Here is a 26,060-nt window from a genome sequence, read left to right on the forward strand (position 1 = left end):
CGAGGACACCGTCCGTGGCCGCGACCGTGGCGTCACGCGCGACGTGTCGCCGACGACCTGCGACGTCGGCCCGGGCGAGCCGGCGTCGCGGACGGGCCGGGGTCGTCGCTCCCGCCGTCCGCGGCGGTGTCCACGTCCATGACCTCACCCGTTTCGGGCTTGCTCGGCAGGAGCGAACCGGTCACCGCGTGGTATGGCCACGCGAGGGTGTGTGGGGCCGAGCGCGTCACGTAGTTGGGGCTCTCGGACAGCCGGATCGTCTCGGGCGGCAGCAGGAACGGCACCGCGGGCGGGTTGGCGGTCCACGCCGCGACGAGCAGCGCCAGACGCACCCCGAAGTTCACCAGCAGCGCCAGCGTGGCGACGGCGGCGAACGAGGCGAGCACCGGGTCCTGGACGGCGCCGACCAGTGAGGTGCCGGCCAATCGCAGCAGACCGCTGCCGCCCGCGCCGAGGATCGAACCGAGGACGAGATCCCGTCGCACGACCCGCACGCCCGCGGTGACCCGGAAGAGCATGGCGAAGACGAGGGCGTCGACGGCTCCCGCCACCAGCACCCCGGCCAGCGAGAGGATCCCGGCGGTGACGCCGTCCTCGATCCCCAGCCACGTCAGGAGTGGACGCCCGAGCGGGCCGACCGCGGTCGTGAGCGCGAACGACGTGAGCACGCCGAGGACGAGACCGAGGAAGCCGAGCAGGTCCCGCAGCTTGCCGATGTGGATCGGTAGCGGGGCCCCGCCGAGTCCGAACATGGCGCGGATCGACCGCCGGAGACCCGTCATGACGCTGAGAGCCGTCCACACGACCACCACCGTGGAGACGAGGGTCACCGGGTTCCAGTACGAGTCGACGACGAGCCCCGCGGGGTCGATCACTCCGCTGCCCGAACCGTCGTCGATGAGACCCGGGACGACCTGGTTGATCGCGGTGCGGGCGGCGTCGAGCGTCTCGGGGTTCTGGCCGAAGAAGGTCCGGCCGGCGTTCACGAGGATCGTCAGCACCGCGGACACCGACAGCAGGGCCGACCACGTCACGCCGCCGGCGAGCAGGGCACCCCGCCCGAAGTGGTACCGCATCCCCGCCCGCACGATGCGCGCGTCGAGGACCCGCTTCAGCGCCGACCCGAGCGCCGAGCGCAGGCCCCTCGGCGACCGGGGCGGCGGAACCGCGTGGGAGGCCATGGCGACAACCTAGGCCGCGTCTCCCGTGTGCGCGCAGCCAGGTGATGATCGCTCGCGGTGGCGATCATCGCCGTGACCCTCCCGCAGGTCATCGGCATCGCCCTGCTCATCGGGACGTGCGGTGACGCCCCGCTCGGCGCGGTCCGCGGCGGCGTCCTCGTGACGATCCTCGACGCCATCCCCCCAGCCGGGCGACCTGCGCCACTCCCGTGCGGCGGCGATGCCGCGAGGGACGTTTGGTAGCGTCCGATCGGGCATCGTGGCCCGGTCCACCCAGCGGGCGGCCCGACGCAGCGGGCCCCGACGTCGTCCTCAGGAGTCCGTTGTCCGCGCTGTGCGCCCGCCCGCTCCCCTCGCGCCGCCGCCTGCTCATCATGCTCGGGGCGCTGTCGGCGTTCGGGCCGCTGTCGTTCGACATGTACCTGCCCGGCCTGCCGCAGCTCACGAACGACCTGGGGGCGAGTGAGACCGGCGGGCAGCTCTCCCTGTCGGTGTCGATGGTCGGCCTCGGGGTCGGCCAGGTCGTCATCGGGCCCCTCAGCGACCAGCTCGGGCGCCGGCGTCCCCTCCTCATCGGGGTCGCGCTGTTCACCGTGGCGGCGGTGGCGTGCGCGCTCACCCCCAACCTGTGGTTCCTGCTCGTCGCCCGCTTCCTCGGCGGCGTCGGCGGCGGCGCGGGGGCCGTGCTCGCGCGCTCCATGGTGCGCGACTTGTACAGCGGGCGCGACGCGGCCCGCGCCTTCGGCATCACCGCCCTCATCTTCGGGGTCGCCCCCGTCGTCGCACCCCTGCTCGGCGCCCTGCTCATGGCCGTCACCGGCTGGCGCGGCATCTTCGTCACCATCGCGCTGTGCGGCGCCGCCCTGTTCGTGGCCGCGGTGCGGCTGCCCGAGACCCTGCCGCCCGAGCAGCGCCACTCGGGCGGGGTGACGTCGCTGTTCAGCGAGTTCCCCCGCGTGCTGCGCGACCGGTCGTTCCTCGCCCCCACCCTCGTGCTCGCCATCGGCTTCCAGCCCCTGAGCCTCTACCTGGCCATGAGCAGCTTCGCGTTGCAGCAGGGATACGGCCTGACCGCGCAGCACTTCGGCTACGTCTTCGCCGCCAACTCGGTCGGCATCCTGCTGCTCGGTCGACTCAACCTGCGGGTCGTCGACGCCCTCGGCCCGTTCCGCGTCCTGTGCTGGACCATCGGCCTCAACGTCGTCGCGTGCCTCGCGGTCGGCGCCGCGACCGTGCTCGGCGCCTCGCTGTGGTGGGTGCTCGTGCCGCTGTTCTTCGCGATCTCCATCGCGGGTCCCCTGCTGCCGAACGCCACCACCCTCGCCCTCGAGAGCCAGGGCGAGGCCATCGGGGCGGCGTCCGCGTGCATGGGGCTGGTGCAGACGATCTTCGGCGCCTTCATCCCCCCGCTCGTGTCGCTGCTCGGCGTCACGCCCGCGCTCATGGGGGTGTCGATGGCGATCGCCTCGCTGTTGTGCATCGGCCCGCTGCTGGCGATCCCCCGCGCCAAGCGCGTCTGACACCGGCGTCCCCGCGCCGGGGGTCGGCGCCGGGCGGGCCGGGCGCGGCTCCTACCCTGGAGCAGGTCGGGGCCGTGAGGGGGTGGGGATCGTGCGAGGTGGACGCACCGCGGGTGTCCTCGCCCTGGCCGCAGCCCTTCTCGCCCCCCTCGGCCTGTCCGCCGCTGCCCCTGCGGCCGCCGCCTCGGCACGAACCGAGGAGACGATCAGCGTTCCGGTGGGGCCCGAGCCCGACGGTTCGGCGGTGGCCCTCGACGCGACGGTCGTCTCCCCCGGCGGCGGCGCCCGCCACCCCGCCGTGCTGCTCACGCACGGCTTCGGCGGCAGCAAGGACGACCTGCTCGAACGGGCCCGTGAGCTCGCCGACGCGGGCTACGTCGCCCTGGCGTACACCTCCCGCGGGTTCGGCGCGTCCGGGGGCCGGATCCACCTGGCCGACCCCGACTTCGAGATCGCCGACGGCACCGCGCTGCTCGACACGCTCGCCGGGCGCCCCGACGTGCAGCTCGACGGCGCCGGCGACCCCCGCGTGGGCGCGGCCGGCGGCTCCTACGGCGGGGCCACGTCGCTCATGCTCGCGGGCGCGGACCGCCGCGTCGACGCCACCGCGGCCTCGATCACGTGGAACGACCTCTCCGCCGCGTTCGTGCCGGGAGGATCCGGCGGGCAGGCGGGGGTCTTCAAGCGGCGCTGGACGTCGGTCTTCTTCTCACGCGCCGTCGAGGCCTCCCGCGGCCGGGCCGACGCGGACCCCGTCTGCGGGCGCTTCGACCCCGGCGTGTGCCGCATCTTCCTCGACGCGGCCCGCACCGGCACCCCCTCCGCGCCCATGACCCGCCTGCTGAGCCGGCACAGCCCGGCGCCGACCCTGCCGGCGGTGCAGGCCCCGAGCCTGCTCGTGCAGGGCATGCGCGATTCCCTCTTCGACCTCGGCCAGGCCGACGCCACGGCCCGCACCCTCCAGGGCCGGGGCGTGCCCGTCGCGGTGCGCTGGTTCGAGGGCGGTCACGACGGCGGCGCCGACGAGCGCGAGGGCGCGGACCTGCGCACCTGGTTCGATCGCTACCTCACCGACGACGGGCGCGGCCGGACGGGACTGCCGGTGCCGGCCTTTCGCGCGCCCGTGCCCGCCGGCGCCGCCGACCGCAGCGTGACGAGCTCCACCTATCAGGGCCTGGGCGGGCTGGACGGGTCCTCGGCCCAGGTGCCGCTCGCGGCCGGGGCGGGGGCCACGATCCTCTCCCCGCCGGGCGGCGATCCGGCCGCGATCTCCGGCATCGGGGCGGCGTTCGGCGCGATCGGCGACGCGGCGGAGTCCGGTTCGGGCTCCGGCTCGGGCTCGGGGGGCGAGGGCGGTGGTCTCGTCGGCTACCCGCTCGCGGCCCTGCCGGGCCAGAGCGTGGCGTTCGACACCCAGCCGCTGGCCGACCCGCAGCAGGTCGTCGGCACCCCCACCGTGCGGCTGCGGGTCACCTCGACGGCCCGCGACGCGACGCTCTTCGTGTCGTGGTGGCGGATGGGCAACGCCGGGCCGAGCTCCCCGCGGGCGCAGGTCAGCCCGGTCCGCGTGGCGACGACCCCGGGGCGGCCGGTCGACGTCACGGTGCCCCTGCCGAGCGGCACGTACGCCCCGTCGGCCGGCAGCCGGTGGCGGGTGCTCGTGTCGGCCACCGACGCCGGGTTCGCCGTGCCCACCGACGCGCGCAGCTACCGGATCGAGCTCGCCGACCCGACTCTGCGGCTGCCCACGGCGCCGGCGGCGGCGGCCACCGACGGCCGCGTCGACGTGCCCGGCCTCGACCCCGAGGTCGCGGCCGTCGGGATCGGGCTGGCCGCCCTGCTCGCCCTCGTGGCCGCGGGCTTCGGCGCCGCGGCGTGGCGACGCCGCCGCACCGACCGCGCCGACACCCGGGCCGACCTGGCCGCGGTCCCCCTCGTCGTCGACGACCTCGTCAAGACCTACCGGGACGGTCACCGCGCCGTCGACGGCGTGAGCTGGCGCGCGGAGGCCGGGCAGGTCGTCGGGCTGCTCGGCCCCAACGGCGCCGGCAAGACGACGACGATGCGGATGCTCGTGGGCCTCATCCGCCCCGAGTCGGGGCAGGTCCACGTGCTCGGCGATCCCGTCCACGCCGGGGCCCCGGTCCTGGACCGGGTCGGCGCCCTCATCGAGGGGCCCGGCTTCCTGCCCCACCTCACCGGCCGGGCGAACCTGCAGGCCTACTGGGCCGCCACGGGCCGCGACCCGGGCGAGGCCGATCTCGAGGCGGCCCTCGAGGTCGCCGCGCTCGGCGACGCCGTCGACCGGCCCGTCCGCACGTACAGCCAGGGCATGCGCCAGCGGCTCGGCATCGCGCAGGCCATGCTCGGCCGGCCCGAGGTGCTGCTGCTCGACGAGCCGACGAACGGCCTCGACCCGCCCCAGATCGCCGCCATGCGCCCGATCCTGCGCGACTACGCGGCGGGCGGGCGCACCGTCGTCGTGTCGAGCCACCTGCTCTCCGAGGTCGAGCAGACGTGCACGCACGTCGTCGTCATGAACCGGGGTCGGGTCGTCGCCGCCGGGTCGGTCGCCGACCTTCTGGCGGGTGACGAGGCGAGCGTCGTCGCCCTCGCGCCCGGCTCCGACCCGGCCCGGATCGCGGACGCCGTGCGGGCCGACCTGCGCGACGCCGCCGAGCAGGTGCGGGTCGACCCGGTGGCCGGCACGTTGACGTGCACCGGGGGCGCCTCCCGCGGGCGGGTCGTCGCGGCGGTCGTCGCGGCCGGGGGCGACGTGGTCGGCGTGTCGGGGCGGCGCCGCCTCGAGGAGGTCTTCCTCGGGGTCATCGGCGCGGGCGACGACGGCGCGGCCGGGTCGGCGGGGTCGACGGGCGGGACGGACGCGTCGCAGGAGTCGGAGGAGGAGCGCATGGAGCGGCTGCGGAAGGTGCGGACCCGATGAGCGGCGACGCGACGGCCACGTCGACCTCGACGTCGGCCTCGACGGGCCGCCGACGGCGGCGGCCCCTGTCCTGGCGCGCCGAGCTCGGCCGCCAGGTGCGGCGGCGGCGCACGCTGTGGGCGTTCGGCATCGTCGTCGCCCTCCCCCTCATCCTCGTCGGCGCCTTCGCCCTCGGCGACGACGACGGGTCGGGCACCGGCTTCAGCGACCTCGCCCGGCACGGCGCCGCGAACCTCACCGTCTTCACGCTGCTCATCTCGAGCGACTTCCTCCTCGTCATCCTCGCCGCGCTCTTCGCGGGGGACGCCGTACCGGCCGAGGCGTCGTGGTCGTCACTGCGGTACCTGCTCGTCGCGCCGGTCGGCCGCGCCCGCCTCCTGACGAGCAAGCTCGTCGTCGCGCTCGCCGGGGTCGTCGCGGCGACGACGCTGCTCGCCGCCTGGTCGCTGCTCGTGGGCGGCGTCGCGTACGGGTGGGAGCCGTACACGAGCCCGGGCGGCACCGGCCTGGACTGGGCGGCGTTCCTGCCGCGGCTGGGGCTGGCCGTGGCGGCGATCTGCGTGACGCTCCTGCAGGTCGCGGGGATCGCGCTGCTCCTGGGCACCCTCGGCGACGCCCCGCTCGGAGCCGTCGGCGGCGCCGTGCTCGTGACGATCCTCGCCTCGATCCTCGACGCGATCCCCGAGCTGGGCGACCTGCGCCACGCCCTGCCCATGCACTACTCCCGCAGTTGGCTGGCCGCGTTCTCGCCCGACATCGCGTGGACCGACCTGCAGCGCGGTGCCCTGTGGTCGCTCGTCTACTTCGTCGCGAGCGTGGCGGGCGCGTACTGGTGGTTCCGGCGCAAGGACGTCCTCAGCTGATCCGCCGGCGGTCGGTGCGCGCTAGCCTCCCGTGACATGAGCGATCACGCCTCCCGATTCCGCCTCGACGGCCGCACCGCCCTCGTCACCGGCGCCTCCCGCGGGCTGGGGGTCGCCATCGCCGAGGGCCTCGCCGCGGCTGGCGCCGACCTCGTGCTCACCTCGCGGGACGAGGCCGACCTCGCGCCCGTGGCGGCGCGCCTGCGGCAGGAACACGGGTGCACGGTGTCGACCCTGGCCGCCGACCTCGGATCCCCCACCGCGGGCGCCGAGCTCGGGGCCGCGGCCTGGGACGCCGCCGGTCGGGTCGACGTCCTCGTCAACAACGCGGGCCTGTCGATCCCGGCCCTCGCCGTCGACGTCACGCCGGCCGACTACGACACGGTCATGGCCGTCAACGTCCGCACGCCGGCCCTGCTCGCGGCCGACCTGGGCGGGCGGATGGCGGCCGCGGGCGGGGGCCGGATCGTCAACGTCGCCTCCGTCGCCGGCCTGCGCGCGCTGACCGAGCACTACGTGTACTCGATGAGCAAGGCGGCCCTCATCATGGCCGGCAAGGTGCTCGCGCTCGAGCTCGGCGCCGCCGGGGTGCGGGTCAACACGGTGTGCCCGACGGTCGTGCTCACCGAGATGGGGACCCGCGTCTGGGGCGACCCCGTGAAGTCGGGCCCCATGCTCGCGCGCATCAGTGCCGGCCACTTCGCGCAGCCGCAGGACGTCGCCGACGCGGTCGTCTACCTCGCCTCCGACGCCGCGGAGATGCTCAACGGGACCGAGCTCGTCATCGACGGCGGGTTCAGCGCGAACTAGCGGCGGGGCCGGCCCGCGGCGGACGCGGCACGGGGCGGGCCGACGGGCACCGGAGAGGCGCCGCTCCTAGGGTGGCGACATGCGATACCGCCCCCTCGGACACAGTGGTTGCCTCGTCTCGAACCTGTGCCTCGGCACGATGACCTTCGGCGCCGAGAGCGACGAAGACGTCGCGTTCGCCCAGCTCGACCGGTTCGTCGAGGCCGGCGGCACCCTGGTCGACACGGCCGACGTGTACGCCGGCGGGGTCACGGAGGAGATCGTCGGGCGCTGGTTCGCGGCCCGGCCCGCCGACGTCACCGATCCGGTCGTACTCGCGACGAAGGGACGGTTCCCCCTCGGCACCGAACCCAACGCCGCCGGGTTGTCGTCGCGTCACCTCACCCGGTCCCTCGACGACTCCCTGCGCCGGCTCGGTCGTGATCACGTCGACCTCTACCAGTGCCACGCGTGGGACCCGCTCACCCCGATCGACGAGACCCTGCGCACCCTCGACGGATTCGTGCGCAGCGGCAAGATCGGCTACTACGGCTTCTCCAACTTCACCGGGTGGCAGCTCGCCACGGCGGTCCACCGGGCGCGCGCCCTCGGGGTGGCGGAGCCCGTCACCCTCCAGCCGCAGTACAGCCTCATCGTCCGCGAGATCGAGTGGGAGATCGTGCCCGCCGCGCTCGACACCGGCATCGGACTGCTGCCCTGGAGCCCCCTCGGCGGCGGTTGGCTGACGGGCAAGTACACCCGCGACCAGCGCCCCACCGGCGCGACCCGCCTCGGCGAGGACGCGAACCGCGGCATGGAGGCGTGGGACCGCCGCGGGACCGAACGCACGTGGCGCATCGTCGACGCCCTGCAGCAGGTGGCCGACGAGCGCGGCGAGTCCATGTCGGTCGTCGCGCTCGCCTGGGTGACCGGTCGCCCGGCCGTGACCTCGACCATCCTCGGGGCCCGGACCGTCGAACAGCTCGAGGCCAACCTCGCCGCCGCCGACGTCGACCTCACGCCCGAGCAGACGTCCGCTCTCGACGCCGCCTCCGACCTGGGCGCCTCCGACTACCCCTACGGTCCCCTCGGCGTGGACCAGCGCTCCCGCACGCTCGGCCCCCAGGGCTGACCGCCGGCCCCGCGCCGGCGCGACGACGGCCCGAGGTCCCCGTCGGTGAGACGGCCGCCCGCGTCACTCGCCGTCGGGCGCCGGCGTCCCTCGGTCCGCGGGCAGGAGGCTCCACCGCGCCTTGAGGCCCTCGACGAACACGGCGAAGTCGTGCGCCATGTCGATCTCGTCGGGCTTGTCGAGCCACTGGATCTGGAGGCCGTCGGAGATGGCCACCGTCAGGCGGGCCACCCCCTCCACCGGCATCTGGGGGTCGACGGTCCCCTCGGCCACACCGGCGCGCAGGCACTCGACGAGCAGGCGGACGCTCTCGGCGTGGTGCTCCACGAGCCAGGCGTGCCCCGGGTGCTCGGTGTGGTCGGCCGCCTCGCCCGCGACGGTCGTGAAGAGGCGCACGAAGCCGGGCCGGGTCTGGTTGTGGGCGAGGAGGCGGATCCAGAAGTCGAAGATCGCCCACCCCGTCCAGGTCCCCCCGAGCGCGGCCGTGTCCTCGGCGTCGCGGCGGCGGAGCACCTCGGCGAGCAGCGCGCCCTTGTCGGGGAAGTGGTGCGCCGCACCGGTGTTGCTCAGGCCGGCGGCGGCCGCGATGGCCGCCATCGACGTCCCGCGGTAGCCGTACTGCGCGAAGAGATCGACGGCGGCGTCGACGAGCGCCGTCCGCGCCTGCTCGCCGCCGCCCCCCTTGGGCCGGCCGACGCCACGCCGGCGACCTGCGACCGGTCCGGTCGACGTCCGGCGCTCCTGGGGTCGAGCCGTCCTGGCCATACGCGTCCTTCTGCTCGTGTTCCGATGGGGTCGGGCCCGCGCCCGACGCGCGGCCCGGGGAAAGGGTGTGCCACCGGGATCGCTCCCGGTGGCACGCCCCGCTCCCCCGCGGCTCAGCCCGCGGCGGTGCGTTCGGCGACCGCCTTCGCCAGCGCCGCCCGGTCCAGGGAGAAGCCGGAGAAGGAGGCGAGCGTCTTCATCGGCATCGTGCCGATGACGGCGACCATCTCGGGATCGCGCGTCGGGTCGTTCGCGCCCTCCGCGACGGCCTTCGCGATGAGGGCCCGCCCCTTCTCGTCGGCCATCCATTCGTGCAGGGTCGAGAGCTCGGTGAGCGGCGCCGCCACCGGCGGGGCCGACACCTCGACGCGCTGCGACAGCAGCAGGTCGCGCGAGTGGCGGCCGACCTCGATGTCGAACGCGCCGGCCTCGACGACCCAGCGGTCCAGCAGCACGGACCAGAACGAGAACGCGCGCTGGTCGAGGTCGATGCTCACCCGCTGCGACTCCCCCGGCTCCAGGGTCACCTTGGCGAAGCCCTTGAGCTCGCGCACCGGACGGTGCGCGCTGCTCTCGACGTCGCGGACGTAGACCTGCACGACCTCGGCGCCGGCCACGTCGCCGGTGTTGGTCACCGTCACCGACACCTGGGCCCGCAGCGTGCCCTGCTCGGCCTCACCGGTCACGTCGACGGCCAGGTCTCCGGTCTCGAACGTCGTGTAGGACAGCCCGAACCCGAAGGGGAAGGCGACGTCGAGGTCGCCCTTGTCGTAGCCGCGGTACCCGATGTAGAGCCCCTCCCCGTAGACGACCTGCTGGGAGTCGCCGGGGAAGTTGAGGTACGAGGAGTTGTCCTGCACGCGCACCGGCATCGTCTCGGCGAGACGGCCCGAGGGGTTGACGACCCCCGCGAGCACGTCGGCGATCGCTCCGCCGGCGGCCTGACCGCCGAGCCACGCCTCGAGCAGGGCCGCGGCGTGCGGGGTGACGTCGCCGAGCCGCACCGTCGAGCCGTTGACGAGCACGACGACGACGTTCGGGTTGGCCGCCGCGACCGCCTGCAGGGCCGCGATCTGCCCGGCGGGCAGCTCCAGGTGCGTGCGGTCGAAGCCCTCGGACTCGTCCTTGCCGGGGAGCCCGAGCAGCATGACGACGGTGTCCACCTCGCCCGCCAACCGGACGGCCTCCTCGCGCAGGGCGTCGTCGCCGTCGTCGCTGTCGATGCCGTAGCCGGCGGCGAAGGGGACGTCACCGAACACGGCGCGGATCTCGTCGAGCGCGACCTCGACCTTCGTGGGGTTGACCTGCGAGGAGCCCGCGCCCTGGAAGCGGGGGGTCCGGGCGAACTCGCCGACGACCCCGATCTTCGCGTCGCGCGACAGCGGCAGCAGGCCGCCGTCGTTCTTCAGCAGCACGGCCGACTCCCCGGCGGCCCGTCGGGCCAGCGCGTGGTGGGCGGCCTCGTCGTAGGACTCGTCCAGCTCGAGGACGTGCATGCCGCGGGCGACAAGCTCGAGGACCGCGCGGACCCGGTCGTCGAGGACCGACTCGTCCAGCTCGCCGGCCTCCACGGCCGCGACGACCTCGGCGGGGCTCTCGGCCACCGGCGGCATTCTCGAGGTCGAGGCCGGCCTTGACGGCCGGGACCCGGTGGTAGACCGCGCCCCAGTCGGAGACGACGAGGCCCTCGAAGCCCCACTCCTCGCGCAGGACGGTGGTCAGCAGCCACGGGTTCTCCGACGCCGACAGCCCGTTGACCTTGTTGTAGGAGCACATGACCGTCCACGGCTGGGAGCCGGTGACGATGCGCTCGAACGCCGGGAAGTAGATATCGCGCAGGGTGCGCTCGTCGACGACGGCGTTGACGCGCAGTCGGTCGTCCTCCTGGTTGTTGGCGGCGTAGTGGTTGAGCGACGTGCCGACGCCCTGGCTCTGGATGCCGTCGACGATGCCGACGCCGAGCTCCCCGGCGAGGAAGGGGTCCTCGGAGAAGTACTCGAAGTTGCGTCCGCACAGCGGGGACCGCTTCATGTTGACGTCCGGGCCGAGGATGACCGACAGGTTGCAGGCGCGGGCCTCCTGGCCGAGGGCCTCCCCGATCTCGCGCAGCAGCGTCGGGTTCCACGAGGAGGCCACCGCGGAGGCGGTCGGGAAACACGTCGCGGGCAGCGAGCCGCCGAGGCCGAGGTGGTCGCCGCGGTCGGGCTGGGCCCGCAGCCCGTGCGGGCCGTCGGAGACCATGATCCGCGGGACGCCGAGGCGCTCCACCGGCACGGTCCACCAGAAGCCGGAACCGCCGTGAGCTGAGCCTTCTCCTGCAGGGTGAGCTTGCCCAGGACGTCGTTGACGTCGAATGTCATGTCGAACCTTTCGTGCGAGAGCCGGATCGGTGGGGGGTCAGCGGACTTGCTTGATGGGCAGGACGACGAGGGCCCCGATGACCCCGAAGACAGCCGCCGCCGTGAGCATGAGCGTGTAGTTCTGGTTGGTCGGGCTGTTCACCGCGAGCAGGAAGCCGGCGATCACCGGCGCGAACGTCTGGGGCATCGCGTTGGCCATGTTGAACACGCCGAGGTCCTTACCGGCGTCGTCGGGGTTGGGCAGCACGTCGACGACGAGCGCGAGGTCGACCCCGACGTAGATGCCGTAGGCGATGCCGAGGACGGCCTCGATGAGGTAGAAGTGCGTCACGGTCGAGGCGTGCACGAGGCCGAAGATGCCGGCGGCGAACAGCAGCGTCGAGCCGGCGACGAAGGCCTTGCGGCGGTGCAGCTTGTCGGACAGCCAACCCGCGGCGTAGGCGGCGACGACGAGGACCACGGTGTAGATCGCGACGCCGATGGTGATGGCCCGAAGCGCGGCCCCTTCCTCCAGGCCGATGCGATCCATCATGTAGAAGAGGCGGAACGTCGTGAACATGAACGTCGCGAGCGTGATGAGGAAGCGCGACCACCAGGCGAGCGCGAAATCGGGGTACCAGCGCGGCGACACCCAGAAGGTCGTGATCCACTGCATGAGATTCATGCGCGGCGGCTTCTGCGGCAGGACCTGGTCGTCGAGGATGAACGCGTAGGCCCCCATCGCGATGATGGCGAAGACCGCCGGGCCGACGAACATGAGCAGCATGTTGTTCGCGAAACGCTCGGCGACGATCGTGCCGCCGAGGATGCCGACGTTCTGGGCCATCCCGACAAGGCCGGCCACCTTGCCGCGCTGGAACTCCGGCACCTGGTCGGCGATCGTCGCGATGAACGGCGCGAGCGCCGCGTTGGCACCGAGCTGGGCGAGGAACCACCCGATCGTGAGCATCGGCACGTTCGGAGCGAGCGCCATGATGAGGAAGGCGATCGTCATGAGGACCGTGCCCGCCACGATCCACGGGCGGCGGCCGAACCTCGAGGTCGTGTAGTCGGAGAGGCGCCCGAAGACGACGTTGCCCACGAAGGCGGCGGCCGCGCCGAGGCCGGCGACGAGGGCGAGAGCGCCCGTGCGCTCGGACGGCGGCACGATCGAGTTGACCTTGACGCCGACGCCGACGACCGCCGGCCCCAGGAGGGCGACGAAGAAGATGGCCTGGGCGATGAACAGCCCGGTGACGAACTTCGGACCGACCGGCTCGGTGGGCTCCCGGAACCAGTGGTGCTCGCGTGGCTGGGACATCGTGGAGCCGGACTGATCTGCGACTGCCCCAACTCGTGGGAGAGCGGGACGTGCTCGTCTCGCATGGGTCAACCTCCTGGTCGTGTCGACGAGGAAATTGCGCTGCCGCCGGCCCCGTCGCCGCTCACACCCGCCACGCGAGTGCGGCGCCCACAGCCGGACGCCTGACCAGATCGAAGCGGAGGGCGCCACCGCTCCGCAATAGGTAGACCTTGCTATTTACAATCGTTATCGCCGTCTGGGTCCTCAGCGGCCCCGCCCGGCAGGGGGCCGGTGAGGTAGCGCTGCACGGTCGGCCCGACGAGGGCGACGAGGACGTCGAGGTCGGCGGCCACCAGCGGGGGCGCCTTGAGCAGGTACCGACCGAGGGCGATCCCGATGATGTGGGTCATGGCGGTGGCCAGCCGCAGGTCCGGCTCGTCGGCGGGCAGGTGGGGCCTGGCCTGCTCGAGGACGGTGCTGACGATGAAGAGGCGCAGCCGGTCGAGGGCCTGGTCGTTCGCGAAGGCCGACACGACGGTCGCGCGCAGGGGCCCGGCGGTGTCGGGGTCCTCCCACAGCGAGAGGTACGCGCGGGTCAGCCGTTCGCCCCACTCGTCCACGGGCTCGGCGAAGACGCCGAGCACCGCGGCGGGCGCCTCGGGGGGCATCTCCATCGACGCGGTGAACAGCCCCTCCTTGTCGCCGAAGAAGTGGCGGATCAGGCCCGGGTCGACCCCGGCGCGGCCGGCGATGGCCCGCAGCGTCGCCCCCTTGAACCCGTGCTGCGTGAACTGGTCCCGGGCCGCGGCGAGGATCGCGTCCCGGCTCGTGCCGGGCCCCGGTCGCCGGCCCGTCCGGCCGCCCTCCGACGTCGTCATGTGGTTCCTCCTCACCCGGCGCGCACCGGCCCACCCAGGCTAAACCCCTCAGACGTGGACTTCCGCGGACGGTGAGTTCCGAGCACCACAGGTAGCGGATGGCGAGCGGGGAGACGTGCCAGGCCCAGGCGCCGACACCCATCCCCACACCTGCCTTGACTTCCACAAACGTAGAGTTCTACATTTGTGGATATTAGAGTTCGCCGATCCGAGATGAGGCAGCCATGACGACTCAGCAGGTCGATCCGCCCACCCCGAGAGACCGCACGACCTGCGTCGTCGTCGGAGGTGGCCCCGCCGGGATGGTCCTCGGGCTGCTGCTGGCCCGGGCCGGCGTGCGGGTCACCGTGCTCGAGAAGCACGCCGACTTCCTGCGCGACTTCCGCGGCGACACGGTGCACCCGAGCACGCTCGGGCTCCTCGACGACCTCGGGCTCTTCGAGCGGTTCGACGCGCTGCCGCACAGCAGGATCCGCCGTGCGCAGGTCGACGCGGGCGACGGCACGATGGTCACCCTCGTCGACCTCGGCCGGCTCCCGGTGCGCCACCCGTACATCGCGATGGTCCCGCAGTGGGATCTCCTCGACCTCCTCGCCGACGCCGGCCGGGAGGAGCCGACCTTCGATCTGCGGATGCGCCACGAGGTGACCGGGGTCGTCCGGGACGGCGAGCGCATCGTCGGGGTCGACTACGCGTCGCCGGACGGGCCGGGGCGGCTCGAGGCCGACCTTGTCGTCGCCTGCGACGGGCGGTGGTCCGTCGTCCGCCGGCAGCTCGGGCTGCCGAGCAAGGACCTTCACGTCGGCTTCGACGTGTGGTGGTTCCGGGTCCCGACCCGGCGCGACCGGCGCGAGTCGCTGCTGCCCCGGATCGGCACCGGCCGGGTCGTCATCGCCATCCCCCGTGGGGGGTACACGCAGGTCGCCTACCTCGGCCGCAAGGGCACCGACGCGCAGCTGCGCGCCCGCGGCATCGAGGCGTTCCGCGCCGAGATCGCCGCCGTGGCACCGGAGCTGGCCGAGGGCGTCGGAGGCATCGCCTCTATGGACGACGTCAAGCACCTCGACGTTCGCGTCGACCGACTGCGCCGCTGGCACGCCGCCGGAGTACTGTGCATCGGCGACGCCGCCCACGCGATGTCGCCCGTCGGCGGCGTGGGCATCAACCTCGCCGTGCAGGACGCCGTCGGCGCCGCCCGCCTGTTGGCCGGGCCGTTGCGGCGGGCGCAGGACGCCGGCGGCCTCGTCGCCGACGCCGCGCTGGCCCGGCTGCGGCGCCGCCGGATCGTCCCGACGGTCGTCACCCAGGGCATGCAGCGGGCCATGCACGCTGGGCTCATCGACCGCGTCCTCGACGGCCGGCTCACCGAGTTCCCCTCGAGGGCGGCCGAGGTGATGCGGCGGCTCCCGGCCCTGAGTGTCGTGCCCGCGCTGCTCGTCGGGGTCGGTCCCCGCCCCGAGCGCGCCCCGGCCTGGGCGCGCCGCGAGCCCACGCCTGCGAGGGCCGCCGAGTCCCCACGTGCGTGATCTCGGCGCGTGACCGATCCACCCTCGCGGTCCCCGAGAACCCGTCGGGCGCATCGATCCCACCCCACCAGCTCAGCGACGCGCATCCGTCACACCGCGATGCGCAGCGCACCCGCCTTCGCCCCCCTGACCGCCGCTGGCCGCCGGCCACCTCACGCCTCACCCGTTCCTGATCGAAAGCAGATTCCCGTGACCACCACCGCCACCCCTGCGGGCTCGACCGCGACCCCCGACCGGCGCGCGAACCCTCGCCTGCTCGTGGGTCTCGTCCTCGGCATCCCCACCGTCATCGCGCTCATGCTTCTCGCGTTCGCCGCCCCTGCGATCCACTCCGGCGCGACGGACCTGCCGCTCGCCGTGAGCGGTCCCGCGCCCGTCGTCGCCCAGCTCACGGGGACGCTCGAGAAGAACGCGCCGGGAACCTTCGACGTGACGACCTACGGCTCGGCGGACGAGGCGGCCGCCGCGATCCGCGACCGCGAGGCGGTCGGCGGCCTCGCCGCGGGGCCGACCGGCCTGACGATCCAGACTGCCGCCGGCGCGGGCGCGCCCTATGCGGCCCTGCTCAGGGGGATGGGCGCCCAGCTCTCGGCGACCGGGCGACCCGTCACCTACACCGAGCTCGCACCACTGCCCGCCTCGGACCCGGCCGGCGCCGGACTGACCACCCTCGGCCTCCCGCTCATCTTCGGCGGGATGGCCACGGCCGCCGCTCTCGTGCTCGCCTACCGCGGCTCCGTCGGAGCGCGCCTGCTCACCCTGCTCGCCGTGGCCGCCGTGGGCGGACTCGCCGCGACCGCCATCCTGCAGTTCGGATTCGGCGTGCTCGAGGGCGACTACCTGCTCACGTCCGCCGCGGTGGCCGCCGGCATCGCCGCCGTCTCGGCGACGGTGCTGGGGCTCGGACTGCTGCTCGGCACCGCGGGCATCGGCCTGGGCGCGGTGCTCATGCTCTTCGTCGCCAACCCGATCTCGGGCCTGGCGACCGGGCCGGCGTGGCTTCCGCAGCCGTGGGGGCAGATCGGCCAGTTCCTCCCGCTCGGGGCGGCCGGCACCGCGCTGCGCTCGGCCGCCTACTTCGACGGCGCCGGCGCCGGCCGGGCCTGGATGGTCCTCGCGTGCTGGATCGTCGGCGGCCTCCTGCTCGCGGCCCTCGCCGGGCGCCGCACCGGGCGTCGCTGAGGGGCCAGGGCCTCCCGCCCGCTGACTACCGTGGTCGAGGTGGATGAGACCGACGCACTCCAGGCCCCTCACCCGACCGCGCTCGGGTGGTTATCACCTACTGCACCCAGTGCCGGTGGCTGCTGCGCGCGTCGTGGATGGCACAGGAGCTGTTGACGACGTTCCCCGACGAGCTCGACGAGGTCGCGCTGCGACCGGCGACCGGCGGGATGTTCCGGATCGACGCCGGAGGACGGGCGATCTGGAACCGCAAGCGTGACGGCGGGTTCCCCGAGATCGCGAGCTGAAGCGGCGCGTCCGCGACGCCGTCTGCCCCGAGCGCGACCTCGGTCACCACGACCGGGTCGCCGGCGACGCGCCCTGACCGGGTGCACTTCAGGCGCAGGCCGGGCGCCGGGGCGGTGATCGTCGTGGCGCGGGTCGGGGGCTCGCGGCGCCGGTCAGACGTGCGCGGCGCGTTCGTGGTCGGCGTGCGCGGCGGACTCGAACTGGATCGTCGAGTGGGCGATGCCGAAGTCGGCGTCGATGCAGCGCTGCACGGCGTCGAGGAGCGACCCGAGGTGCCCGTCGTGGAAGCACGAGTCGTCGACGACGACGTGGGCGGTGAGCACGGGGATGCCGGTCGCGACCTGGCTCGCGTGCAGGTCGTGGACGTCGTGCACGTGCGGCAGCGCGAGCAGGTGGGCCCGCACCCCATGCAGATCCAGCCCCTTGGGCGTGGACTCGAGGAGCACGTCGACGGAGTCGCGCAGCAACCGGATAGTCCGGGGCACGATGAGGGCGCCGATGACGAGCGAGGCGACGGGGTCCGCGCGGGTCCAGCCGAGGGTGGCGACGAGCACCGCCGCCACGATGACGGCCACCGACCCCAGGGCGTCGTTGGCGACCTCGAGGAACGCGGCGCGCAGGTTGAGGTTCGCGCCGCGCCCGCCCGCGAGGACGAGGAGACCGATCGCGTTGCCGACCAGGCCGACGACCCCGAAGACGACCATGAGCCCCGAGGCGACCTCCGGCGGCTCGAACAGCCGCTGGACGCCCTCGACGAGGATGAACACGCCGACGGCGAGCAGGAGCGCGGCCTGCGCGGCGGCCGCGAGCACCTCCGCCCGGTGATAGCCCCAGGTCCGGGCGGTCGTGGCGGGCCGCCGGGCGAGGGCGGCGGCGACGAGGGCCATGCTCAGGCCGGCGACGTCGGTGAGCATGTGCCCCGCATCGGCAAGCAGCGCGAGGCTGCCCGACACGACCGCGCCGACGACCTCGACGACGAGGACCGCGAGCGTGATCGCGAGAACGACGGCGAGACGACCCCGGTGGTCCGCCGGCGCGCCGTGGGCGTGGCCGTGCTGGTGGCCGGCACTCATCGGCCGGCCTCCGCCGAGGGGCCGGGGCGGCGGGCGGCGCGGCCGCGTTGCGGGCGCCGTCCGCGATAGAGCACTGCGGCGTCGCCGGTGAGGTCGAGCAGCGCCTCGGCCGCGGCGAGGAACGCTGTCGTCGCCTCCGGGTGGGCGAGGGCGTAGAGCGAGGCGCGACCCTGCGCCCGGACGGTGACGATGCCGCAGTCGAGCAGGCACGCGAGGTGCCTGCTCACCGTCGACTGCGCGAGACCCAGGTGGTGGGTGAGATCGACGACGCGGTGCTCGCCGAGCGAGAGGTGCTGCACGATCGCCAGGCGGGACGCGTCGCCGAGGCCGGCGCACAGGCTCGCCGCCGGTTCGAGCGCCGCTCGCTCGGTCACGACCGACTCATCGTCCGGCATCGTTGTCATCGTCATATGACGATGTTGTCACGACAGAACCGTCCCCTGTACCTCGGCCCGCCGCACGGCCCCAGGCTGTGCATCGGGTGTGAGGTCGGCGTGCGGGCCGCGAGAGACGCCCTTCCTAACGTGAGGTCCACCGGCGAGCCGCCCACGGGCGCCGGGATCCCTCGGAAAGGACCGGACATGCGCTCTCGCCTCGCACTCGGCGCCGCGGCGCTGACCCTGGCCCTGGGGGCGTGCGGCGGGCCGGCCCGACCGTCGGCCCCCGGGACCGCCACGACCGCGTCGGTGAGTACGGCCATGAGCACGGCCACGAGCACCACCCCCGGACCCACCGCCGACACGGCCGGCGCGCCGGTTCCGGCACCCGGCGACGCCGTCACGGCCTCCGGCAGGCGGACGCCGTGGCGCGCGGTCGTCTCGGGCGGAGTCCTGCGCACCGCGGGCCCCGTCGTCGGGGAGCGCCGCGTCACCGTGACCCGGTCCGCCTGGGCCGAGGGGGTCGAGTTCACGGGGCGCGATCACGGGCGGCCCGTCTCGCTCGTGGTGAAGGGCGGCCGGTGCGTCGACGCCGCGCATCGCGACACCGGCCAGGTCGCGATCCTCACGCTCGGCGACCGACAGCTGCACGGATGCGCCGTGTCGGGGACCCGCCCCGGAGGCGTCTGAGCCCGCCGCGCTCGAGGGGCACCGCCCCGCTGGGGACGGGCGGTGCCTCGAGGGCCGTGGGGGCGTGAACCCGGTGGCGCGGCCGGGCCCGGAACAGGGGCCGGCCCGGACGCGCCATCGCGTTGACGCCCGCCACGGCGGGCACGAGGGATGATCGGAGGACGACGGAACTCGACCGTGCACGAGGCGCCTCGGGGTCCGACGAGGGGGCACTCGAGGATCGGGAGCGGAGGGGCATGCGCAGCGATGACAGCAGGCGGCCCGGCCGACGCGCGGCTGCCGCGCCTGCGCCGGATGCCCCGCGGGGCGGCGCCGGCGGGTCGGCGACGTCCCCGTCCTCCTCCGGCATCCCGCGGCCGCGCCCGGTCCCGCTGTGGCACTCCCTCCGCCTGCGGATCGCGGCGGGCGTGGCGGCGGTCGCGATCGGGGTGTCGGGCGTCGCGGGGGCCGTCGTCGACAACGCGGCCGCCGTCGACGGGCGCGAACGGCTCCGGGCCCAGGCCCTCGAACGCCTGGAGTCGGCCGTCATCTTCTACGACGCCCGAGGGCTGACCCGGTTCGGCGCCGTCCTCGACGATCCGGGGCTGCCGGCCGGGATGGCGGAGCGGGCCGTTCCCGAGCAGCGCGCGACGTTCTACGACGGAACGACGATGTACGCGGCGCAGCGGATCAACCCGCGCGACGTGCTGCTCGTCGACGTGATGATGCCCCGCATGGACGGGATGACGTTCGTGCGGCGCGCGCGCGAGCGCGTGGACACTCCCGCGGTGCTCCTCACGGCACGCGACCTGCCCTACGACCAGATCGCCGGGTTCGAGGCGGGCGCCGACGACTACGTGACGAAGCCGTTCGACGGCGACGCGCTCGCGGCCCGGCTGCGCGCCGTCCTGCGCCGCGGACGCACGCAGTCCGCCGATTCGGAGATCGCGCTCGGCGACCTGCGGATCGACAGGCCGGGCATGGTCGTGAGCCGGGGCGAGGAGCGGATCTCGTTGTCGAGCAAGGAGTTCCGGCTGCTGGAGGCCTTTCTCGACCACCCGGGCCGGGTGCTCTCCCGCATCCAGCTCCTCGACCTCGTGTGGGGCGACCCCGACTGGGGCGACCCGCACGTCGTCGAGGTCACCGTGCAGCGGTTGCGCGCCAAGATCGGCGCCGCGCACATCGCCACCGTCCGCGGCGCCGGCTACAAGCTCGTCAAGAGCTGACGGGCGCACGCGATCGGCCGTCGGCACGGCGGCACGGCCACGGCCGGTCCATCCCGTGGACTATGCCGGTCGCACCCAGCTATGCCGCCGTGGCGGCACAGTCCACCCGGACCGGCATAGTCCACGACGTGGGAGCGGCTAGACCGGCGGGCCACCGCGCGCGGTGGCGGTGAGGAAGGCGTGCCATTGCTCGTCGCCCGTGAGGCGGCCGCCCACCCCGAGCCGGTCCAGGACTCCCTCGGTCGCGGCGCGGGTCGCGTCGTCCCACCGATCGGTGACGTCGACGTCCAGACCCCACACGTGCCGGCACATCGCCTGGACGGCCTGCACCTGGACGCGGGAGCCCCGGCGGAACGCGCTGCGCTCTCCGCGGGAGCGGCCGTCGTCGACGTGGATGTGGTTGTGGTGAGCCTCGTCGTACAGGTACGTGAGCACGTACTCGAAGTCACGGTGCAACGTGGCCGCCAATCGCCAGTACGCGGATTCCTCCGCCCGGCGGGCCGCGGCCGGGGCGTCACCCCAGCGGTCGTACCGGCAGCTCACCACCTCGTCGCCGGACGCCGAGACCACCCGTCCGACGTCGAACGCGCGGCCCGCGTGGTGCCAGGAGTCGGCCGGCCCGTCGGTGTCGATCCAGGTGCCGTACGAGGTGAGGGTCGCCGGGGCGCCCCACCCCGCCGCCTGCCAGTGCGAGCGAAGGCTGTCCTCGAGCCGCCGGGCGAAGACCTCCTCGATGCGCAGCGGCGTCGGGTCGCCGGAGATCTCGTAGACAAGCGTCGCCCCCGCCAGCTCGCGGTGGATCGGCAGCGTCGTCGGCGCGACCGCCGTGGGGTCGGGCGCCGTGACCGGCGCGTCCCCCGATTCGTCGAGGAACTCTCCGACGGGATCCGAGAGCTCTCGGGCCGCCCAGAGCGCGGCCGCGACGCCGCCCACGGCCGCGCCGGCGAGGACCGCGCGCCGCCCGATCACGGCCCCGGACCCGCCCCGGGCACGAGGAGGGGAGGGTCGAGGTCGTCCGGTCGGCACCTCTGCGCTCCCTTCGCCGTGTGAGTGGTCGGCGGAAGCTCCGAGCCTAGGCAGCTCGGCCGAACGCAACCTCAGCGCCGGCCCGACTCGACCTCCGGCACCGGGGCGTCACCCTGACCCGCCTCGCCGAACGCGTCCTCCTGGAGCCGCGACAGCGCGTGCACCTGCTCCTTCGTCGCCGGGTACAGCTCGGTGTAGACGCGGTAGATCTTGTCGTAGACCTCGCGATTCTGCGGGCGCGGCTCCACCGTCGAGCCGACCCGCGCCCAGTCGGTCTCGGGCGGCACGAGCCCGGTGCCGATCGCGGCGAGGAGCGCATCGCCGTAGCTCGCGCCGATCGTCTGCTCGGGCACGTCCTGGGGGCGGCCGGTGACGTCGCTGACGATCTGGGTCCACAACCCGCCCTGAGTCCCGCCCCCGACGGCGACGAGTCGCTTGATCGGGTCCTGCTCGGAGTCGAGGAACTCGACGATCTGGCGGATGCCGCAGGCGATGCCCTCGTAGGCGGCGCGGAAGAGGTGGGCCCGGCCATGGCGCAGCGACAGCCCGGCCACGACGCCACGGGCCCGGGCGTCGAAGATCGGGGTGCGCTCGCCGGCGAAGTACGGCAGGACGACGAGCCCGTCGGCTCCCGGGTCGACCTCCGACGCCTCCGCCACGAGGTCCTCGAACGGGGCGTCCCCGGTGAGCTGCTGCACCCAGGTCGTCAGCGAGCCCGACGTCGACATCCCGGCGGCGAGCGTGTACTGGTCACGCTCGACGCCGTTGGTCGTCCACAGCAGGGGGTGGGCGTGGAAGCCCTCGAGGACCTGGACGAAGAACATCGTGGACCCGTACATGAGCATGAGGTCGCCGGGGCGACGCACGCCGGCGGAGAACGCCTCGGCCCAGGCGTCGACGGTGCCGGCCGACACGGGGATCCCCTCCGCCAGGCCCAACTCCTCCGCCGCCGCGGCGGTGAGCTCGCCGACGACCTCGTGCGGCCACGCGAGCCGGGGCATCTGCAGGCCGTCGGCCACCTCGGCGGCCCAGTCGTCCGCCCAGTCGCGGGCGTGCACGTCGTACAGCGGGTCGGACTGGCTCGCCGTGTGGTGGTCGATGACGTACTCGCCGGTGAGCTTCGCGACGACGTACGAGTTGGAGTTGAACCAGCGCGTGGATCGCTCCCACACCTCCGGCTCGTTCTCCCGCACCCACGCGATCTTCGGGCCGACGGCCTGGGTGCTCAGCGCTTTGCCGCAGCGCTCGACGATCGCCTCCGCCCCGAACCGCTCGGTCAGGTCCTCGATCTGCTGCGTCGCGCGCATGTCGATGCCGTAAAGGATGCCGTTCCGGGTCGGGTTCAGGTCGTCGTCGGTGAGCAGCAGGCACGGTCCGACGCCGCTGACGCACATGCCCGTGACCGCCGCGACGTCGATCTGCCCGGCGAGCTCCCGCGCGACCTCGACGAGATCGCCCCACCACACCGTCTCGGCGTCGACCTCCGCCCAGCCCGGCCGCGGCAACTCCATGCCGTGCTTCCGGGAGGCCGTCGCGACGATGCGGCCGTCGGCCGTCGTGACGACGCCCTTCGTGCTGCCCGTTCCCATGTCGATGCCGATGAGCAGTTCGCCGGTCATGTGCGCCTCCGTCACGTCGCCTCGCCCGAATCCGCCTCATCCTGCCAGCGATGCCGGCCGCCCGGGCACCCCCGCCCGTATGCTCGAGGAATGGTGACCGTCTCCGAGGCCCTCCTCGAGCTGCACCGTCACCGCGCCTCCGGCCGGCTCGCCGAGACCTGCCGGCGGCTCGGCATCGAGCTGCTCGTGATCCACGGCAGCGCGCCGAACCACCCCGACACGGCCCACGACATCGACCTCGCCTACCTCCCGAAGCGGGACGCCGAACCCGACCACCTCGACGTCGTCGACACCCTGGAAACGCTCGTGCCGGGCGACCACCTCGACGTCATGCCGCTCCGACAGGCCGACCCCGTCGCGACGTACGCCGCCCTCGGGCGGGGCGATGCCCTGTTCGAGGCGCATCCCGGGATCCACGCGGAGCGACGAATCCGCGCCTTCGGCGAATACCGCGACACCCAGAAGTTCCGCGACCTGGCGCTGTCCCTGGTCGGACGATGACACCGCGCGACCTCGACACCCAGATCGTCGTGCGCAGGCTGTTGCTCCTCGACGAACTGCTCGACGATCTGCGTCGGGTCGCCGACGACCCCGACCGTCTCACCCACGATCGGCTCGCGCGGCGCGGCATCGAGCGCGTCCTCACCCAGCTCGTCGAGCTGGCCAGTGACATCAACGGGCACATCGCGGCCACCCGCCTGCACTCCTCGCCCGGGTCGTACCGCGACTCGTTCACACTGGCCGCCCGTGCCGGGGTGATCAGCGACGAGCTGGCGGCCGACCTGCTGCCGAGCGTCGGCCTGCGCAACGTCCTCGTTCACGAGTACGTGGACGTCGACGCCGCCCGGGTCGTCGCAGCCGTGCCACTCGCGGCGGCGGCCTACGGCCGGTACGTGGCAGGCGTCCGGGACTGGCTGACGGACCCCGGCGCGTGACGGGTTGCGCTCCGGCGCAACGACGGCGGCGGAGATCGCCTGCCTGGTCGGGCACGGGGAGGGACGCAGGAATCAGTGAAGTTCGTGCGTGTTCACGGGCGGTTGCCGCGACGTTTCACCGTCGTTGCCCGCGATGCGACCTCAGCCCGCCGCGGCCCCGGTGTCGCGCTCGCCGAGCGCCGCGCCGCCCGTATCGAGCTCGCCCCGTGCCGCGAGGAGCTCGACCACGCGGCGGGTGACCGGTTTGAGCATCGCCTCGCCGTGCACGAACGCGACGATGCGGCGCTGCGGGGTGGGGGCGACCAGGGGGCGGGCCACGGCGCCGGTGGGGAGCGTCCTGGCGGCCAGCCGCGTCAGGACCGCGATCCCGATCCCGGCGTTCACGAAGGCGATGGCCCCGTGGTGGTCCCCGGCGTAGGCGACGAACCGCGGGCTGACGCCGCACGAGCTGGCCGCGGTGCGGACGACCCTCCCGCAGGTGCTGTCGCCGGGATCGTTGTCGATCCACGGCACGTCGGCGAGGTCGCCGAAGCGGATCTCCTCCTGCGACGCGAGCGCGTGGCCGGCCGGCACCACCACGACGTACGGCTCCACCGCGAGCACCCGCCGCTCGTAACCGAGCAGCGAGGTGGGCGGGCCGTCGGGATCCTCGCTGCGGATGTCGATGTCCGCGTTGACGACCTCCTTGACCTCGACCTCGTTGAGCCGGAAGGTGAACTGCACGTCGGGGAACTCGGCCAGCACCGCCGCCGCGACGCCCGGCAACCACTCCTCCGCCGCCGACGCGAACGACGAGACGGCCAGGGTGTCGGTCCGACCCTCGCGCAGGTCGTCGACGACACCGTCGAGGCGGGCCAGGCTCCCGATGAGATCGTCGCTGCGGGCGGCGAGCTCGAGGCCGGCCGGGGTCGGCGCGATCCCTCGGCCGCTCTTCTCGACGAGCGTCAGGCGGGTCTCGCGCTGGAGGGCGGCGAGATGCTGACTGACCGCCGACGGGGTGTAGCCGAGATGCTGGGCCGCGGCGTTGACGGAACCGCTCGCGACGACGGCGCGGAAGACCCTCAGCCGGTGGACGTCGATCATGCTCCCATCGTACAGTGCGACTGCATGGTCGTGAAGATGTATTCGCTTGTGCTAACCAGTGTGACGGCGGACCGTGGAGACATGACCACGCTGACGAACCGCTACCCCGACGACCGTGACCTCGCCCGCCTCCGGCAGGAGCTCGACATCCTGCGGTCGACGGACCTGCCGCAGACCGCCTGCGCCACGACACAGCGGGCCGGGCGCCTGGCGCGCCTGCTGCGGGCGGCCCACCTCGGCCCCCGGCGCGGGGGTCGCTTCCACCGGCCCCTCGCCCACCGCGGACTCGTGCCGCCCGCCGGCTGCTGACACGGCGGGCACCGCACGCCCCGCCGCCCACCCTCGACGCGACCGAGCCCACCCCGACCGTGAGGACCCCGCCATGGCCGCACCCACCACCGAGTCGCTCCGCCGGCGATCCGACGAGCCGTGTGTCCTGCTGGCGGCGGCCGCGACCGCCGTGCTGTGGGCGTCGTCGTTCATCGTCATCCGCTACGCCGGGCCGCACTACGACCCGGGCGCGATGGCACTGCTGCGCATGCTCGTCGGCAGCGTCGCGCTCGGACTGATCGCGGCCCGTTCCGGGATCCGGTGGCCCCAAGGAGATCCGTGCCCCTGCTCATCGCGGGGGGGTGGGCTGGTTCTGCCTGTACCTCCTCGCGCTCAACGTCGCCGAGCAGACCGTCGACGCGGGAACCGCCGCGATGATCGTCAATCTCGCACCGCTCATGGTGGTCGTGTTCGCGGGCCTGTTCCTCGGGGAGGGTTTCCCGCGGGGCCTGGTCATCGGGGCGCGCGTGTCCTTCGCCGGCGTCGTGGTGATCGGGATGCAGTCCCCGCGCGGGGACCTGGCGTTCGTCGGGCTGCTGCTGGCGCTCGCCGCGGCGGTGCTCTACGCCGGCGCCACCCTGGCCCAGAAGCACCTGCTGCGCACCGTCGACCCCGCGACCCTCACCTGGCTCGGCGCGACCGCCGGCGCCGTCGCCCTACTCCCCTGGTCGGGCCGCCTGGTGCACGACCTGGACACCGCGCCCCTCGGGGCGACGATGAGCATCGTCTACATGGGCGTGCTGCCGACCGCGGTCGCGTTCACGACCTGGGCCTACGTCCCCGTCCGCAGCTCAGCGGGCCGGACGGCCGCGACGACGTACGTCGTTCCCGCGGTCGCCATCGTCCTGTCGTGGCTCCTGCTGGGCGAGACGCCGACGCCCCTCATGCTGGCCGGCGGGGTGCTGTGCCTCCTCGGCGTCGCGATCACACGGATGCTGACGCCCCACCACACGCCCCGACCGCCCGCGCGCTGATCCCGTCGACCTTGTCACCGGTCGGTGGCAGGGTGAGC

The 26,060-nt window shown here is 73.9% G+C and carries 25 protein-coding genes and 1 pseudogene; 15 read left to right on the top strand and 11 right to left on the bottom strand.

The genetic code is table 11. From position 1 onward, the window contains the following. Nucleotides 1–32 precede the first annotated feature (32 nt). Nucleotides 33–1,181, bottom strand: a complete 1,149-nt coding sequence (locus ICW24_RS09490; RefSeq protein WP_226345480.1) for a YihY/virulence factor BrkB family protein — start codon at nt 1,179–1,181, stop codon at nt 33–35. Between the two features lie 57 nt (nt 1,182–1,238). Between ICW24_RS09490 and ICW24_RS09495 the strand changes: the two genes are divergently transcribed. From ICW24_RS09495 to ICW24_RS09520, 6 genes are all read left to right on the top strand, one after another. Then, nucleotides 1,239–1,424, top strand: a complete 186-nt coding sequence (locus tag ICW24_RS09495; RefSeq protein ID WP_226345481.1) for a hypothetical protein — start codon at nt 1,239–1,241, stop codon at nt 1,422–1,424. 80 nt (nt 1,425–1,504) lie between these two features. Further along, nucleotides 1,505–2,701, top strand: a complete 1,197-nt coding sequence (locus ICW24_RS09500) for a multidrug effflux MFS transporter (protein ID WP_226345482.1) — start codon at nt 1,505–1,507, stop codon at nt 2,699–2,701. A 91-nt stretch (nt 2,702–2,792) separates the two neighbouring features. Then, nucleotides 2,793–5,645, top strand: a complete 2,853-nt coding sequence (locus ICW24_RS09505; RefSeq protein WP_226345483.1) for an alpha/beta fold hydrolase — start codon at nt 2,793–2,795, stop codon at nt 5,643–5,645. Further along, complete coding sequence (locus ICW24_RS09510) at nt 5,642–6,508, top strand: ABC transporter permease (protein WP_226345484.1); 867 nt, start codon at nt 5,642–5,644, stop codon at nt 6,506–6,508. Before ICW24_RS09505 ends, ICW24_RS09510 begins: the two co-directional genes overlap by 4 nt. A gap of 36 nt (nt 6,509–6,544) precedes the next feature. Further along, entirely contained in the window at nt 6,545–7,318 is a 774-nt protein-coding gene (locus ICW24_RS09515) for an SDR family NAD(P)-dependent oxidoreductase (RefSeq protein ID WP_226345485.1), read from the top strand. A gap of 79 nt (nt 7,319–7,397) precedes the next feature. Next, nucleotides 7,398–8,429 carry an aldo/keto reductase gene (locus ICW24_RS09520; RefSeq protein ID WP_226345486.1) on the top strand — a complete coding sequence of 344 codons (1,032 nt, stop codon included), beginning with the start codon at nt 7,398–7,400 and terminating at the stop codon, nt 8,427–8,429. Between the two features lie 63 nt (nt 8,430–8,492). Here the strand turns inward: ICW24_RS09520 and ICW24_RS09525 are convergent, their stop codons facing one another. From ICW24_RS09525 to ICW24_RS09545, 5 genes and pseudogenes are all read right to left on the bottom strand, one after another. Then, complete coding sequence (locus ICW24_RS09525; protein ID WP_226345487.1) at nt 8,493–9,194, bottom strand: TetR/AcrR family transcriptional regulator; 702 nt, start codon at nt 9,192–9,194, stop codon at nt 8,493–8,495. A gap of 113 nt (nt 9,195–9,307) precedes the next feature. Then, nucleotides 9,308–10,798: a glycoside hydrolase family 3 C-terminal domain-containing protein gene (locus ICW24_RS09530; RefSeq protein WP_226345488.1), complete on the bottom strand. Its 1,491-nt coding sequence runs from the start codon at nt 10,796–10,798 to the stop codon at nt 9,308–9,310. A gap of 106 nt (nt 10,799–10,904) precedes the next feature. Then, nucleotides 10,905–11,435 (bottom strand): annotated as a pseudogene (locus tag ICW24_RS09535) (glycoside hydrolase family 3 N-terminal domain-containing protein); the annotation flags it as partial. Nucleotides 11,436–11,591: 156 nt separating this feature from the next. Next, nucleotides 11,592–12,854 (bottom strand): MFS transporter, encoded by a 1,263-nt coding sequence (locus ICW24_RS09540; RefSeq protein ID WP_226345489.1) that lies wholly within the window; start codon nt 12,852–12,854, stop codon nt 11,592–11,594. 215 nt (nt 12,855–13,069) lie between these two features. After that, nucleotides 13,070–13,714, bottom strand: a complete 645-nt coding sequence (locus tag ICW24_RS09545) for a TetR/AcrR family transcriptional regulator (protein ID WP_226345490.1) — start codon at nt 13,712–13,714, stop codon at nt 13,070–13,072. A gap of 224 nt (nt 13,715–13,938) precedes the next feature. On the opposite strand from ICW24_RS09545, the gene ICW24_RS09550 reads away from it, so the two are divergent. The 3 genes from ICW24_RS09550 to ICW24_RS09560 all read left to right on the top strand — a co-directional run bounded on the left by ICW24_RS09550 (nt 13,939) and on the right by ICW24_RS09560 (nt 16,709). After that, nucleotides 13,939–15,240, top strand: a complete 1,302-nt coding sequence (locus ICW24_RS09550) for an FAD-dependent oxidoreductase (protein ID WP_226345491.1) — start codon at nt 13,939–13,941, stop codon at nt 15,238–15,240. 189 nt (nt 15,241–15,429) lie between these two features. Further along, a complete protein-coding gene (locus tag ICW24_RS09555) occupies nt 15,430–16,422 on the top strand; it encodes an ABC transporter permease (protein ID WP_226345492.1) in 993 nt (330 codons plus the stop codon). A gap of 86 nt (nt 16,423–16,508) precedes the next feature. Then, on the top strand, nt 16,509–16,709 hold the full coding sequence (locus tag ICW24_RS09560) for an Rdx family protein (protein ID WP_226345493.1): 201 nt from the start codon (nt 16,509–16,511) through the stop codon (nt 16,707–16,709). 153 nt (nt 16,710–16,862) lie between these two features. Here the strand turns inward: ICW24_RS09560 and ICW24_RS09565 are convergent, their stop codons facing one another. Both ICW24_RS09565 and ICW24_RS09570 read right to left on the bottom strand, forming a co-directional pair. Further along, nucleotides 16,863–17,783, bottom strand: a complete 921-nt coding sequence (locus tag ICW24_RS09565) for a cation diffusion facilitator family transporter (RefSeq protein WP_226345494.1) — start codon at nt 17,781–17,783, stop codon at nt 16,863–16,865. Further along, on the bottom strand, nt 17,780–18,193 hold the full coding sequence (locus ICW24_RS09570) for an ArsR/SmtB family transcription factor (RefSeq protein ID WP_372360567.1): 414 nt from the start codon (nt 18,191–18,193) through the stop codon (nt 17,780–17,782). Before ICW24_RS09570 ends, ICW24_RS09565 begins: the two co-directional genes overlap by 4 nt. Nucleotides 18,194–18,364: 171 nt before the next feature. Between ICW24_RS09570 and ICW24_RS09575 the strand changes: the two genes are divergently transcribed. Beyond that, nucleotides 18,365–18,850: a hypothetical protein gene (locus ICW24_RS09575; protein ID WP_226345496.1), complete on the top strand. Its 486-nt coding sequence runs from the start codon at nt 18,365–18,367 to the stop codon at nt 18,848–18,850. A gap of 236 nt (nt 18,851–19,086) precedes the next feature. Continuing rightward, nucleotides 19,087–20,055 (top strand): response regulator transcription factor, encoded by a 969-nt coding sequence (locus ICW24_RS09580; protein WP_226345497.1) that lies wholly within the window; start codon nt 19,087–19,089, stop codon nt 20,053–20,055. Between the two features lie 138 nt (nt 20,056–20,193). On the opposite strand, the gene ICW24_RS09585 is transcribed toward ICW24_RS09580, so the two are convergent. Further along, nucleotides 20,194–21,024, bottom strand: coding sequence for a hypothetical protein (locus ICW24_RS09585; RefSeq protein WP_226345498.1), 831 nt, complete (start codon nt 21,022–21,024; stop codon nt 20,194–20,196). A gap of 128 nt (nt 21,025–21,152) precedes the next feature. Next, on the bottom strand, nt 21,153–22,700 hold the full coding sequence (locus tag ICW24_RS09590; RefSeq protein ID WP_226345499.1) for an FGGY-family carbohydrate kinase: 1,548 nt from the start codon (nt 22,698–22,700) through the stop codon (nt 21,153–21,155). Between the two features lie 90 nt (nt 22,701–22,790). Here ICW24_RS09590 and ICW24_RS09595 point away from each other — a divergent pair, with 90 nt between their 5' ends. Further along, complete coding sequence (locus ICW24_RS09595) at nt 22,791–23,201, top strand: nucleotidyltransferase domain-containing protein (protein ID WP_226345500.1); 411 nt, start codon at nt 22,791–22,793, stop codon at nt 23,199–23,201. Continuing rightward, nucleotides 23,198–23,635 carry a type VII toxin-antitoxin system HepT family RNase toxin gene (gene hepT / locus ICW24_RS09600; protein WP_226345501.1) on the top strand — a complete coding sequence of 146 codons (438 nt, stop codon included), beginning with the start codon at nt 23,198–23,200 and terminating at the stop codon, nt 23,633–23,635. The genes ICW24_RS09595 and hepT overlap by 4 nt, the downstream gene beginning before the upstream one ends. Before the next feature lie 141 nt (nt 23,636–23,776). Here hepT and ICW24_RS09605 read toward each other — a convergent pair whose 3' ends face one another. Next, complete coding sequence (locus tag ICW24_RS09605; protein WP_226345502.1) at nt 23,777–24,718, bottom strand: LysR family transcriptional regulator; 942 nt, start codon at nt 24,716–24,718, stop codon at nt 23,777–23,779. Between the two features lie 81 nt (nt 24,719–24,799). On the opposite strand from ICW24_RS09605, the gene ICW24_RS09610 reads away from it, so the two are divergent. Then, the gene (locus ICW24_RS09610) at nt 24,800–25,027 is read left to right on the top strand and encodes a hypothetical protein (protein WP_226345503.1); all 228 of its coding nucleotides are present in this window, start codon (nt 24,800–24,802) and stop codon (nt 25,025–25,027) included. A gap of 323 nt (nt 25,028–25,350) precedes the next feature. Continuing rightward, entirely contained in the window at nt 25,351–26,022 is a 672-nt protein-coding gene (locus ICW24_RS09615) for a DMT family transporter (RefSeq protein WP_226345504.1), read from the top strand. Nucleotides 26,023–26,060: the final 38 nt, after the last annotated feature.

Source organism: Agilicoccus flavus (assembly GCF_014857905.1).
Classification (GTDB): Bacteria; Actinomycetota; Actinomycetes; order Actinomycetales; family Dermatophilaceae; genus Agilicoccus; species Agilicoccus flavus.